Here is a 12,779-nt window from a genome sequence, read left to right on the forward strand (position 1 = left end):
CCATCTGACGCGCCTCGAACGTTCGGCGGCGTTGATGGAGCTGCCCGCGCCCCGCGCCTGGAGGGGTGCAGTAGCTTGCTAGATGCTATAGCATCGCATCCATGACCGCGCCATTCATCCTCGTCAGCGACTGCGACCTGCCGGGAACCGTCATCGAAGACACCCTCCGACAGGCGGGGCTGCGTGCCGAGCGCGCAGCTTCCGGCAGCCTCGACGACATCGCCGCTCACGGCACCGACGCCGAAGGACTGGTCGTGCAGTGGGCGCAGATCAGCGGCGAGGTGATGGACCGCATGCCGAATCTCCGCATCATCAGCCGCGTCGGCATCGGCTACGACATGGTCGACGTCGAGGCGGCCACCGCCCGCGGCGTCGCCGTCGCGAACACCCCGAGCTACTGCATCGAAGAGGTCGCCGCGCACACCATCGCGATGATCATGACCCAGGGCCGCGGCCTCCCCGCCTACGACCGCGCCGTGCGCGCCGGCACGTGGAAGGCCATCGACGCCCGCCCGCTCGCCGTGCGCCCCTCGGCCACCACGGTCTCGGTGCTCGGCTTCGGCCGCATCGGCTCGATGGTGGCCCGCGGTTGCCGCGCGCTGGGGTTCCGCGTGCTCGTCGCCGACCCGTACACCTCCGGCGACGCGGTGCGCGAGGCCGACTGTGAACTCGTCGAGATCCCGGATGCCGTGGCGCGGGCCGACATCCTCACCCTCCACGTCCCGCTGAGCGACGACACCCGCCACCTGATCGATGCCGCTGCCCTCGCGACCATGAAGCCGGGAGCGGTCGTGGTGAACACCTGCCGAGGTCCGCTCATCGACGAGGAGGCGCTCGCCGCCTCACTCCGCTCCGGACACCTGGGAGCCGCCGCCCTCGACGTGTTCGCGGGAGAGCCGCTCGCCGCCGACTCCCCGCTGCGTGAGCTCGACAGCGTGCTGCTCACTCCGCACGCCGCCTGGTACTCGCCCGAGGCGCTGGCGGATCTTCCCGTGCACGCGGCCGAGAACATCATCCGGTACCTGGCCGGGGAATCCGTGCCGATCGTCAACCCGACCTACGCCGACGCGCGCTGACCGAAGGATCGACGTGGAACTCCTGCGACTCGGCCCCACCGGCCACGAACGCCCCTACGTCCGTGAGGGCGACGTCGTCTACGACCTCGCGCCCCTCACCAGCGAGATCGACGGCGCCTTCCTCGCCGCTGACGGCATCGCTCGCGTGCGCGAAGCCCTCGGCCGCGGCGAGCTCCCCACCGCCGATGTCGACGGTCTGCGCATCGGAGCCCCGGTCGCCCGCCCGACCGCGGTGGTCTGCATCGGCCAGAACTACGCTGCCCACGCGGCCGAGTCCGGATCGGAGCCGCCCGAGCATCCGGTGATCTTCTTCAAGCACCCGAACACGGTCGTCGGGCCGAACGACGTCGTGCTGCTGCCACCCGGTGCCGAGAAGGTCGACTGGGAGGTCGAGCTGGCGATCGTGATCGGCAAGACGGCGCGCTACCTGTCGTCGCCGGAGGCCGCACGCGACGTCATCGCCGGCTACACGATCTCGAACGACGTCTCCGAGCGCGCGTACCAGCTCGACGTATCGGGCGGACAGTGGTCGAAGGGCAAGTGCTCCGAGACGTTCAACCCGCTCGGGCCGGCGCTCATCCCCGCCGACGAGGTCGATCCGCGGGCGCTGCGGCTGCGGTCCTTCGTGAACGGCGAGCAGCGGCAGGACTCCTCGACTGCCGACATGATCTTCTCCGTGCTGCAGATCGTGCACGAGCTGAGCCAGTACCTGGTGCTCGAGCCCGGCGACGTGATCAACACGGGCACCCCGCAGGGCGTCGCGCTGTCGGGCCGGTTCCCGTACCTGCAGGACGGCGATGAGATGACCATCGAGATCGAGGGGCTGGGACGCCAGCACCAGCGCACCGAGCGGGTGCACCTGCGCTGACCTGCGTCATCCACCCGGCGGCCTGTGTCCGGGGCACGGTTCCTTTCGCTGAGTGCACCGTGCCTCGGGCAGAGGCCGTCGGTGTTGCGGGGTCTCAGCCGGCGAACGGCGTGACGGGCATGCCGTGCACGCCCGGTCGCACGGCGAAGAGCGAACCCGCCTCGGTGCCGTGGTCGGGCGAGAGGTCCTGTGCCGACGTCGTGATGTAGAGCGTGCCGAGGTCGTCGTCACCGAACGTGCAGGCGGTCACCTTCGGCACCGGCAGCTCGATGCGCGCGATCACGGCGCCGGTCGCGTCGTAACCGTGCACAGCGCTCCCGTCCCACAGGGCCACCCAGACGCTGCCGTCGGATGCCACGGTGAGCCCGTCCGGCATTCCCTGCCCCTCGGGGAAGCGCACGAAGGCGCGGCGTCCTCGCAGCTCCCCCTCGACCACATCGAACACGTCGACGCGATGGGTCAGGGTGTCGACGTAGTAGGCCTGCCTGCCGTCGGGAGAGAAGCCGATGCCGTTCGAGACCGTCGTCTGCGGCAGCACCGTCGTCACCGACAGGGAGGCATCGATACGCAGGACGGTTCCGGCATCCGCTGTCGCGTCGTAGGCCATCGATCCGGTCAGCAGGCGACCGCGGGGGTCGCAGCACCCGTCGTTCATGCGCACACGGGGGTCGTCGCCCAGCGCGGCGACGGCCCTGGTTCCGCCGTCGACATCATCCGCGAGATAGAGCGTGCGGGCGCCGACGGCCACGAGCCCTCCGCTGGAACGGGGGCGGGCGAAGGCGAGGTACTCGTCGTCGATGTGCTGGCGGGTCACGCCGTCGGGGCGCAGCGTGAGCAGGTCGCCCGCGGTCCCGTCGACCCAGCGCAGTCCACCCCAGCCCGGCCACCAGACGGGGCCTTCGGCATGGTGCGCGACGGGTCCGGTGATGTTCTCCGGGGTCATGCGTCTTCGCGCGGCAGCGTCCGCGGTGGTGCCGGGCGCAGGGGATCGGTGATCGGCAACGGCTGGGCCTCCGCCGCGGGGGCGGGGGCCGCATCGGTCGATGCGTCGGTGGAGGTGCTCGCCTGGGCCGGCAGCTCCCGGGCCACCTGCTTCTCGAGTACCGTGACCGCATCGTCGGAGAGCAGGATGAGCCCATCGAGCTCTTCGCGCACACGCTTGTACGCGACGTTGCGCTCGGCCTGCGTCGCCGATTCGTCCACCGCGACCTTCAGGAGCTGCTGTGCGCGTTCGAGTCTCTTGCGCTCCGGCTCGGTGAAGGTGGAGTCGCGCAGACGCCGGGCATCCTTCTCGGCGATCTCGAACGCGACCGCGTAGTCGCCGACGGCCTGCAGGTACTCGGTGACCTGCTGCTCGGACACCTTGGCGTCGGCAGAGGAGGGACGCAACGCATCCGCCGTCTTCTTCGCGCGCAGGAACGCGGCGGTCAGGGGCTGGCGCCCGTCGCTCATGGCGGGGAAGGCGATGAGCTTCGCGACGTCGAGTTCGTAGTCGAGCCAGCGGGCGGTGATCTCATCGTGCTCGGTGAAAAGGCGTGCGACCAGATCGTTCGGCGCGACGGATGCCGTGGTGTCGACGACCGAGGGTCCGCGGCGCTTGGCCTGCTGGGTCAGCGCGCGCGCCTCGATCTCGGCGGTCTTCAGCTGCGCCTTGACCTTGAGCGTCTCGAGGCGTCGCTCGTGACGGCGCTTGGAGCCCCGCTCCCACGCCTTCGCGGCCCCGCCGGCCATTCCCATGATCGGGAAGATGAGCCACCAGAAGTTGCCCGCCCACTGGAAGAACTCTTGCATGATGCGTTCAGCCTACTTCTCGGCGGGCTCCCCGAGAGGGCGGCGGTACCGTTTACGCATGTGGGATGACGACGCGGACCGGTATGCCGTCGTGGTCGCTGCCGAAATCGCGCTCCTCTCCTCGGAGGTACGGACCGACGCAGACCGGGTACAGGCCCTGCTCGCCCCCGATTTCGCGGAGATCGGGGCATCGGGGCGGCGATGGCTGCGGACGGAAACCGTCGTCGAGCTTTCGAACGAGGACAGCAGGGCCGTACCCGAGACCGCGGATTGGCTCTTCAACGAGCTGTCCCCCGGCATCGTCCTCGTGAACTATCGTCTGATCGCCGAGGGGCGGGAGAGCCGACGGTCATCGATCTGGCAGCTGTCCGATTCCGGGCCCGTTCTGCGCTTTCATCAGGGGACGGTCATCCCCGGGTGACGGGTCAGCTCTTCGTGAGGTCCTGCGCGAACATCACCAGGATCCCGCTCGGGCCTCGGAGGTACGTGAGCTTGTACACGTCCTGGTAGTTCGCGACGCCGCGGAGCGGGTGGTAGCCGTGGCGGGCGGCGATCGCGAGCGACTCGTCGATGTCGTCGACCGAGAAGGCGATCCGGTGCATGCCGATCTCGTTCGGCAGGGTCGGTTCGGTCTCGATCGCGTCGGGGTGGATGTACTCGAACAGCTCGATCTGGCCGCGTCCGTCCGGAGTCTGCAGTACCGCGATCTTGGCGTGGTTGCCGTCGAGCCCGACCGCGGTCGCCGCCCACTCTCCGCTGACCTCGTCGCGGCCGAGCACCGTGAGGCCCAGGTCGGTGAAGAAGGAGATGGTGGCTTCCAGATCGCGGACGGCGATGCCGACGTTCTCGAGTGTGATGGGCATGGGTGGGATGCTACTCGCGATCGACCCTCGCGTCAGGGCTACCGTCCGAGCTTCTCGGCGCAGGAGACGCAGTACTCCGCGAAGGGGCGGGCTTCGAGGCGGCCGGCCGGGATCGGTCTTCCGCAGTTCGCGCAGAGGCCGTAGGTGCCGGCATCCAGCCGCGCCAGCGCCTCGTCGACCTGGTGCAGCTCGGATGCGGCTGCTTCTGCGAGCCCGGTCAGGCGAGACCACTCCGACGACAGGGTGACGCCCTCGGGGTCGTGCTCGTCGTCGTCGTTCGAGCCCGCGCGGTCGTGGGTGAGTTCATCGAGGGTCGCCGCCGTCGCCTGCACCCGTGCCTCGGCTTGAGTGCGCAACGCGAGCAGGCGTTCCCGGGCTTCGGCGGTCATGCGCCCACTCTAGGCATGGCCTCTGACGTCGGGGTCGTGCTCCGTGCGGGGCTCGCTGTCGGGGCACTGTGTCGGGGCTCCCTGTCGGGGCACCTTGTCGGGCACCTTGTCGGGCGGAGAACTCCGTGTCGGGCGGAAGCTTCGCCCCGAACCCTCCTCCCGACACGGAGAACTCCGCCGGGCGAGGTGTCTCCGAGATCCCGATCAGGCGGATGTCTCCCGCGTCGGCACCGAGTCGGTCGTGGTCGGAACGGCCACGGCCTTCATGCCGGGGTGGTCGCGTTCGAGCGCCGCTCCTTCCATGTCGACGTTCGGCAGGATGCGGTCGAGCCAGCGCGGCAGCCACCAGGCCGAGCGTCCGAGCAGGTGCATGAGCGCGGGCATCAGCAGCATGCGCACCACGAACGCGTCGAGCAGCACGCCGAACGCGAGACCGAAGCCGATGGAGCGGATGATCGTCGACTCCGAGAAGATGAACCCGCCGAACACCGACACCATGATGAGGGCGGCGGCGATCACGACCGAGCGGCCGGCGCGGAAGCCCTGGGCGACGGCATCCCGCGCCGAGGCGCCGTGCACGTACGCCTCGCGCATGCCGGAGGCGAGGAACAACTGGTAGTCCATCGCGAGTCCGAACAGGATGCCGACGAGGATCACGGGCAGGAAGCTCAGGATCGGCCCGGTGCTGTGCAGTCCGATGATCTCGGCGCCCCAGCCGAACTGGAACACCGCCACGATCAGGCCGTACGTCGCGAAGAGCGACAGCACGAACCCGCCGGTCGCGATGATGGGCACGAGCAGCGACCGGAACACCACGATCATGATGAGCAGCGAGAGCCCGACCACGACCACGAGGTAGAGCGGCAGGACTCCGGCCAGCGCCTCGGAGATGTCGATGTTGATCGCGGCCTGTCCGGCGACGCCCAGAGTGATGCCGTCGCCGATCGCGGGCATCGAGCGCAGGTCCTGCACAAGCTTCTCGGTCGAGGCGCTGTTCGGTCCCTCCTTCGGCACGACCTGGAACGCGAGCAGCGTGTTGTCGTCGGACGTCGCGATCGGCGCCACGGCCACCACGTCGTCCTGGTCGGCGATGGCCTGGGCGATCGTGACCTGCGTGGAGAGCAGGTCGTCGTCGCTGACGGCATCGTCGAGGGTCGCGGTGACCAGCAGCGGTCCGTTGGCGCCCTCGCCGAACTGCTCGTCGACGGTCTGGAACGCACGGTAGCTGGTCGAGTCGCTCGGTTCGCTCGATCCGTCGGGCAGCCCGAGGCGCATCGACATGGCGGGGATGGCGATGATCAGCAGGGCGACCACGCTCACGAGCGCGGTGACGACGGCGCGGAGGGTCGACATGCGCTTCACGGGCTTGCCTGCCGCGTGCTCCTGGCCGATCGTTCCCCGCGCTCGTCGGCTGAGCAGGCGCGTGCCGACGAGGCCGAGGATGGCGGGGGCGAGGGTGATCGCGACGAGCACGGCCACCGCGACGCAGACCGCACCGACCGTGCCCATGAGGCCGAGGAAGGGCACGCCGGTCACGTTGAGGGCGAGCAGTGCGACGATCACGGTCGTGCCGGCGAACACGACGGCCGTGCCGGAGGTGCCCGTGGCGAGGCCGATGGATTCACGCACCGGCACCCCGGCGAGCAGCTGTTTGCGGTGTCGGTTGACGATGAACAGCGAGTAGTCGATGCCGACCGCGAGCCCGAGCATCACACCCAGCACCGGGGTCACCGAGGCCATGTTCACCACGCCGGAGAAGGCGAGGGATGCCGTGACGCCGACGCCCACACCCACGATGGCGGTGACGATCGGGAGGGCGGCGGCGATGAGGGAGCCGAGCATCACGATGAGGACGATCGCCGCGAATGCGAGGCCGACCGCCTCGCCGATGCCGAAGATCTCCGGGACGCCCTGTGCGATGTCGGTGCCGAAGTCGACCTCGACACCGTCGACGGGGGAGGATGCGAAGTGGTCGATCGCGCCCTGCTTCACCTCTTCGGAGAGTTCGAGGCGGGGGTCGACGAACGAGATGTTGACGATGGCGGTCGATCCGTCTTCGGAGACCACGCCGATGCCGTCGGCCAGATCGAGGAGGGTCGAGCCCAGCTCCACCTGATCGGCGTTGTCGTCGAGGGTGATGCGCGACTGGTCGAGCTCGGCGTTCTGGGCCGCGACCTGCGCCAGCTGGGCGTTCACCGCGGCGATCTGCGCGTCGAGGGCGGCGAGCTGTGCGGACCCGGCACCGGACTGCTCGGCCTGGGTGCGGGCCTCCGTGAGCTGTGTGAGTCCGGCTTCGAGCTGCGCGCGTCCGTCGTCGAGCTGGGTCTGGGCGGCATCCAGCTGCGCGCGGCCGTCGGTGATCTGGGTCTGGCCGTCGGTGAGCTGCTGCGCCTGCTCGTCCTGCTGCTTCTGCGCGTCGAACGGATCGATCACCCCGGCGACGCCGTCGAGATCCTCGGCGCTCGCGGCGAGGTCGGAGATCTCCTTCTTCTGGTCGTCGGTGAACGGAGACCCGTCTTCGGTCCGGTAGACCACCGTGCCGGTGCCGCCGGCCGTGTCGGGCAGCTTGTCGGCGAGCTCGTCGGTGACCGCGCCCGAGGCGGTGCCGGGGATGTCGAAGCTGTTGTTCAGCGTGCCGCCGAGGGTCAGGAATGCTCCCACGCCGATACCGAGGATCAGGACCCACGAGACGATCACCGTCCACGCCTTGCGTGCAGCGAACGAACCCAGACGGTACAGCAGTGATGCCACAGTGGTCTCCTTCAGACTCGAAGATCATACGGCACGTCTCGTCTAGAGATCTGTGGCTATCCTGAATCCATGGTCAACGAGCACCGGAGCGGGCCCGTGCGCAGCACGGCGGCGCGCGAGGCGATCCTCGATGCGACCTCCCGACTGTTCCATGCGCAGGGGTACGACCGGCTCACGATCGAGGGCATCGCGAAGGAAGCCGGGGTCGGCAAGCAGACGATCTACCGCTGGTGGCCGTCGCGCGGCGCGCTGATCGCCGACTGTCTCGTGGACGGACGTCTCATCCCGGTGGACTTCGTCGTGCCCGACACGGGCGACCTGTTCGCCGACGTCGAGACGTGGTTGCAGTCGGTCTTCACGATCCTCGCGAGCGCGCAGGGTCAGGCTCTGCTGCAGTCGCTGGTCGCGGCTGCCGCCGAAGATGCTGCGGTCGGTGCGCACCTCGGTGGAAGCCTGGGCGTCGAGCAGCACCTGTCTGAGCGCTTGAGGGGCGGGATCCGCGACGGTCAGTTGCCGGAAGATGCACCGATCGCGCAGATCGGTCGGGCGATCCTCGGCGCGATCATCGTGGAGTCGCTCGGACGGGAGAGCCACGGACCCGACGGGATCATCGAGCTGACGAGGTACCTCTTCACCCGCTGAGCGGCAGGTGCCGTCCCGTGCCTCAGCCGAGGAGCAGGGTCAGCACGGTCGCGCCGCCACCGCCGAGGATGAGTGCGATGATGACGGTCCAGGCGACGATGCGGATACGCCGGTTGCGCTTCTCGCCGAGGTCGCCGTAGTCCTCGTCGTTCGGGTTCTGGCGGCTGACGTCGCTCATGCGCTGACCTGCTCCGTGACGGTCGGGCCGAAGTACGACGGGAGGGTGGCCTGCGAGCGCTCACGCAGCTCGGCGGCGGACACGGTGAAGACGCCCTGCACCTCGAGCTTCGCGCCCTCGCTGTCGGTCACGCCGATGCGCATCACCGGGTAGTCGCGTCCTTCGCAGAGGCCGCGGAACTTCACGTCATCCTCACGGGGCACGGTCACGATCACGCGGCCGGTCGACTCGGAGAACAGGGCGGTTGCGGCGTCCACTCCGTCGCGCTCGATGATCTCGTTCAACCAGACGCGAGCTCCGACGCCGAAGCGCATGACGCCCTCGGCGAGCGCCTGCGCGAGGCCTCCCTCGGAGAGGTCGTGCGCCGAGGAGATCAGCCATTCGTCGCGGGCTGCCGACAGCAGACCGGCGAGGCGCTTCTCGCCCGCGAGGTCGACCTTCGGGGGCAGACCGCCCAGGTGCTGGTGCACGACCTCTGCCCATGCCGAGCCGGAGAGCTCGGTCGAGGTGGTGCCGAGCAGGTAGATGTTCTGGCCCTCGTCCTGCCATCCGGAGGGGATGCGGCGCGAGACGTCGTCGATGATGCCGAGCACGCCGACCAGTGGGGTCGGGTGGATCGGCACGTCGCCGGTCTGGTTGTAGAACGAGACGTTGCCGCCGGTGACCGGGGTGCCCAGCTCGTAGCAGCCGTCGGCCAGGCCGTCGACCGTCTGGCCGAACTGCCACATGACCTCGGGGTTCTCGGGAGAGCCGAAGTTCAGGCAGTCGGTGATCGCGGTCGGCACGGCGCCGGTGACGGCGACGTTGCGGTACGCCTCGGCCAGGGCCAGCTGTGCGCCCGCGTACGGGTCGAGCTGGCAGTAGCGGCCGTTGGCATCGGTCGAGACCGCGAAGCCGAGACCCGATTCCTCGTCGACGCGGATCATGCCGGCGTCGTCGGGGAACGAGAGGGCCGTGTTGCCGAGCACGTAGTAGTCGTACTGGTTGGTGATCCAGCTCGTGTCTGCGAGGTTCGGTGAAGCGACGAGGTTCAGGAACTGTTCGCGCAGCGTCTCCGGGTCGGTCGCGCGGGGCAGGTTCTCGGCGGCATCCGCCTGGAGGGCGTCGATCCACGTCGGGTAGGCGACCGGGCGGTCGTAGACGGGGCCGTCGACCGCGACCGTCGAGGGGTCGACGTCGACGATGCGCTCGCCCTGCCAGTCGATGATGAGGCGTCCGTCACCGGTGACCTCGCCGAGCACGGAGGTCTCGACCTCCCACTTGTTCACGACCTCGAGGAAGGCATCGAGCTTCTCGGGCGCGACGATCGCCATCATGCGCTCCTGCGACTCCGACATGAGGATCTCCTCGGCCGTGAGCGTGGGGTCGCGCAGCAGCACGTTGTCGAGCGAGACCTTCATGCCGCTGTTGCCGTTGGCCGCGAGCTCGCTGGTCGCGCACGAGATGCCGGCGGCACCGAGGTCCTGGATCGCCTCGACGAGCTCGCCGCGGTACAGCTCGAGGCAGCACTCGATGAGCACCTTCTCGGCGAACGGGTCGCCCACCTGCACCGCGGGGCGCTTGGTCGGGCCGGTCGAGTCGAAGGAGTCGGACGCGAGGATGCTCGCGCCGCCGATGCCGTCGCCACCCGTGCGCGCACCGAACAGGACGACCTTGTTGCCGACGCCGGTCGCGTTCGCGAGCTTGAGGTCTTCATGACGCAGCACGCCCACCGCGAGGGCGTTCACGAGCGGGTTGGCCTGGTAGACGGCGTCGAAGACCGTCTCGCCGCCGATGTTCGGGAGTCCCAGGCAGTTGCCGTAGAAGCTGATGCCGCTGGTCACGCCGTGCACGACGCGGGCGGTGTCGGGGTGGTCGACTGCACCGAAGCGCAGGGCGTCCATGACTGCGACCGGGCGGGCGCCCATCGAGATGATGTCGCGGACGATGCCGCCGACGCCGGTCGCCGCACCCTGGAAGGGCTCGATGAACGACGGGTGGTTGTGCGACTCGGCCTTGAAGGTGACGGCCCAGCCCTCGCCGACGTCGACGACGCCCGCGTTCTGGCCCATGCCCACCATCAGGCGTTCCTTCATCTCGTCGCTGACCTTCTGGCCGAAGCGGCGCAGGTAGTTCTTCGACGACTTGTAGGAGCAGTGCTCGCTCCACATGACGGAGTACATCGCCAGCTCGCCCGAGGTGGGGCGGCGTCCGAGGATCTCCTTGATGCGCGCGTACTCGTCGGGCTTGAGTCCGAGGGCCGCGTACGGCTGCTCCTTCTCGGGCGTCGCGATCGCGTTCTCGACGGAGTCGGGGACGTGCTGGTGGGAAGGTGCAGGGGCGGTGGTCACGCGCACTCCAAAGGAAGGGGCCGGCGGGGCAGGTCCAGTCTACCGGCGTGGGTGGGGCCGCTCTTCCGCGGGATGCGGAGTCAGAGTCGGTCGATGAGGACGGCGGCGATGTCTCTCCGCGTGTGAAGCACGCGGCGCACTCGTACAGCATCAGAGTCGTCGGTGTAGAAGACGAGGCACGGGTGGTTCCGAAGAGGGAAGGCGCGGATCTCGGGAATCTCCGTCACCACTTCGCAGCGCGCCGACCCGAGCGAGGGGTGCGCGGCGAGCCGACTCATCGCGTGCTGGAGTTGGCCGCGTCGGCGTGGTCGTCCGGCTTCGGCATGCTCACCGACCGCTTCGGCGTGACCTGGGTGCTCGACGTCGCCGGTTGAGCCTCGGTTCCGGGCGCTGTCCCGGGAGTCGCGTGCACAACTCAGGAGAAGTTCTGCAGATTCGGTTCTGAGAGGGGATTCGAGCCATCTGCGGGGCGAGTCTCCGGAGTTGTTCACGCCCCGGCTGGTGCCCCGTCGGCTGGGCGTCTCTCGGCGGGGCCCGGAATCGCGTCACGGATGGAAACGCGAAATGCGACGGCGCAGCGGTGTCCGTAGATTGGTCGGAGCCGTTGCGAATGGAGTCCCCGTGTCCGAGATCCGCGTCCTGCACGCGTCCTGTATCGACGCCGTCGGCTGAGCCGGCGGGAACCCAGACCATGACCACGGACCGTTCCTCGCAACCGTCGCATCCCTTCGATGCGCGCACCCGTCTCTTCCTCGATCGGCCGCAGAGTCGCAAGTGGAGTCTGCATCCCGGTCGCATCGGGGCGTGGGTGGCGGAGATGGATTTCGGGGTCGCTCCCGAGATCGCCGAGGCACTGCATCGCGCGATCGACGACGAGAATCTCGGCTACCTCTCCCCTCCTCAGGCCGCGGAGCTGGGGGAGGCGACGGCCGAGTGGATGCAGGATGAGTACGGCTGGGCGGTCGACCCCGAGCGTGTGCATCCGGTCTCGGACGTGATGGCGGCGCTCGGTGTCGCGGTGCAGGAGTATGCGCCCGCGGGGTCGCCCGTGATCGTGCCGACTCCGGCGTACATGCCGTTCCTGACATACCTGCCGGCGATCGGGCATCCGGTGATCGAGGTCCCCGGCGTCGAGATCGACGGACGCTGGCAGCACGATCTGCAGCGCATCGACGAGGCGTTCGCTGCAGGGGCGCGGACGCTCGTGCTCTGCAATCCGCACAACCCGACCGGCACGATCGTCGGACGTGAGGAGCTGGAGGCGATCGCCGAGATCGTCGAGCGGCACGGCGGGCGGGTTTTCGCGGACGAGATCCACGCGCCGCTGCGTTACGACGGTGCGCCGTTCGTGCCCTACGCGTCGGTGTCGGCGGCGACGGCCGCGCACACGGTCACGGGGACGAGCGCGTCGAAGGCGTGGAACATCCCGGGGCTGAAGACCGCGCAGCTGATCACCTCGAACGATGCTGACCAGCAGCTGTACAAGCGGTTCGGGTTCGCGGTGCAGCATGGCGCGGCGACCCTCGGCGTGGTGGCCTCGACGGCGGCGTATCGGGCGGGAAAGCCGTGGCTGACGGAGGTGATCGCGTACCTCGACGGATCGCGGCACGAGCTCGCGCGGCTGGTGGACGAGCATCTTCCCGGGGCTGTGTATCGCGTGCCCGAGGCGACGTACATCGGGTGGATCGACACCTCCGCGCTGGGGATCCCTGGGCCGCCGGCCGAGTTCTTTCGTGAGCGGGCCGGGGTCGTGCTGACCGAGGGGCGGCTGCTCGGGCGTGGCGCCGAGGGCCATGTGCGGGGGGTCTTCGCGACACCGCGTCCGATCCTCGAAGAGGCGTTCGTAGCGATGGGTGATGCCGTGCGCCGGGCGGGTCTCAGGGTCTGAGCC

General features: G+C 69.2%; 13 protein-coding genes and 1 pseudogene. 6 read left to right on the forward strand and 8 right to left on the reverse strand.

Translation table 11 applies throughout. The features are described from left to right. The first annotated feature begins 101 nt into the window (after window positions 1-101). Both DW307_RS15495 and DW307_RS15500 read left to right on the forward strand, forming a co-directional pair. Window positions 102-1,076 (forward strand): C-terminal binding protein, encoded by a 975-nt coding sequence (locus DW307_RS15495; protein WP_136025151.1) that lies wholly within the window; start codon window positions 102-104, stop codon window positions 1,074-1,076. 13 nt (window positions 1,077-1,089) lie between these two features. Continuing rightward, entirely contained in the window at window positions 1,090-1,944 is an 855-nt protein-coding gene (locus DW307_RS15500) for a fumarylacetoacetate hydrolase family protein (RefSeq protein ID WP_136025152.1), read from the forward strand. A gap of 94 nt (window positions 1,945-2,038) precedes the next feature. Here DW307_RS15500 and DW307_RS15505 read toward each other — a convergent pair whose 3' ends face one another. Together DW307_RS15505 and DW307_RS15510 are read right to left on the reverse strand one after the other, a co-directional pair. Further along, complete coding sequence (locus tag DW307_RS15505) at window positions 2,039-2,887, reverse strand: SMP-30/gluconolactonase/LRE family protein (protein ID WP_136025153.1); 849 nt, start codon at window positions 2,885-2,887, stop codon at window positions 2,039-2,041. Then, window positions 2,884-3,735, reverse strand: a complete 852-nt coding sequence (locus tag DW307_RS15510; RefSeq protein WP_021200243.1) for a hypothetical protein — start codon at window positions 3,733-3,735, stop codon at window positions 2,884-2,886. Before DW307_RS15510 ends, DW307_RS15505 begins: the two co-directional genes overlap by 4 nt. Window positions 3,736-3,793: 58 nt before the next feature. Here DW307_RS15510 and DW307_RS15515 point away from each other — a divergent pair, with 58 nt between their 5' ends. Beyond that, complete coding sequence (locus DW307_RS15515) at window positions 3,794-4,156, forward strand: nuclear transport factor 2 family protein (protein ID WP_021200244.1); 363 nt, start codon at window positions 3,794-3,796, stop codon at window positions 4,154-4,156. A 4-nt stretch (window positions 4,157-4,160) separates the two neighbouring features. Here DW307_RS15515 and DW307_RS15520 read toward each other — a convergent pair whose 3' ends face one another. The 3 genes from DW307_RS15520 to DW307_RS15530 all read right to left on the reverse strand — a co-directional run bounded on the left by DW307_RS15520 (window position 4,161) and on the right by DW307_RS15530 (window position 7,738). After that, complete coding sequence (locus tag DW307_RS15520) at window positions 4,161-4,598, reverse strand: VOC family protein (RefSeq protein ID WP_029263104.1); 438 nt, start codon at window positions 4,596-4,598, stop codon at window positions 4,161-4,163. Between the two features lie 38 nt (window positions 4,599-4,636). After that, window positions 4,637-4,987, reverse strand: coding sequence for a TraR/DksA family transcriptional regulator (locus tag DW307_RS15525; RefSeq protein ID WP_136025154.1), 351 nt, complete (start codon window positions 4,985-4,987; stop codon window positions 4,637-4,639). 204 nt (window positions 4,988-5,191) lie between these two features. Beyond that, complete coding sequence (locus DW307_RS15530) at window positions 5,192-7,738, reverse strand: MMPL family transporter (RefSeq protein WP_136025155.1); 2,547 nt, start codon at window positions 7,736-7,738, stop codon at window positions 5,192-5,194. Between the two features lie 69 nt (window positions 7,739-7,807). Between DW307_RS15530 and DW307_RS15535 the strand changes: the two genes are divergently transcribed. Further along, window positions 7,808-8,380 carry a TetR/AcrR family transcriptional regulator gene (locus DW307_RS15535; RefSeq protein ID WP_021200248.1) on the forward strand — a complete coding sequence of 191 codons (573 nt, stop codon included), beginning with the start codon at window positions 7,808-7,810 and terminating at the stop codon, window positions 8,378-8,380. A gap of 22 nt (window positions 8,381-8,402) precedes the next feature. Here the strand turns inward: DW307_RS15535 and DW307_RS18170 are convergent, their stop codons facing one another. The 3 genes from DW307_RS18170 to DW307_RS15545 all read right to left on the reverse strand — a co-directional run bounded on the left by DW307_RS18170 (window position 8,403) and on the right by DW307_RS15545 (window position 11,166). Next, complete coding sequence (locus DW307_RS18170) at window positions 8,403-8,558, reverse strand: hypothetical protein (protein ID WP_168441047.1); 156 nt, start codon at window positions 8,556-8,558, stop codon at window positions 8,403-8,405. Continuing rightward, on the reverse strand, window positions 8,555-10,888 hold the full coding sequence (gene purL, locus DW307_RS15540) for a phosphoribosylformylglycinamidine synthase subunit PurL (protein WP_021200250.1): 2,334 nt from the start codon (window positions 10,886-10,888) through the stop codon (window positions 8,555-8,557). The genes DW307_RS18170 and purL overlap by 4 nt, the downstream gene beginning before the upstream one ends. An 80-nt stretch (window positions 10,889-10,968) precedes the next feature. Further along, window positions 10,969-11,166 (reverse strand): type II toxin-antitoxin system RelE/ParE family toxin, encoded by a 198-nt coding sequence (locus DW307_RS15545; RefSeq protein ID WP_136025156.1) that lies wholly within the window; start codon window positions 11,164-11,166, stop codon window positions 10,969-10,971. Window positions 11,167-11,178: 12 nt separating this feature from the next. Between DW307_RS15545 and DW307_RS15550 the strand changes: the two are divergent. Together DW307_RS15550 and DW307_RS15555 are read left to right on the forward strand one after the other, a co-directional pair. Further along, a pseudogene (locus DW307_RS15550) lies at window positions 11,179-11,262 on the forward strand (VOC family protein); the annotation flags it as partial. Between the two features lie 317 nt (window positions 11,263-11,579). Continuing rightward, a complete protein-coding gene (locus DW307_RS15555; RefSeq protein WP_136025157.1) occupies window positions 11,580-12,776 on the forward strand; it encodes a MalY/PatB family protein in 1,197 nt (398 codons plus the stop codon). The last annotated feature ends 3 nt before the right edge of the window (window positions 12,777-12,779 follow it).

Origin of the sequence: Microbacterium sp. K27, assembly GCF_004794435.1 — a bacterium.
Taxonomy (GTDB): Bacteria; Actinomycetota; Actinomycetes; order Actinomycetales; family Microbacteriaceae; genus Microbacterium; species Microbacterium maritypicum_A.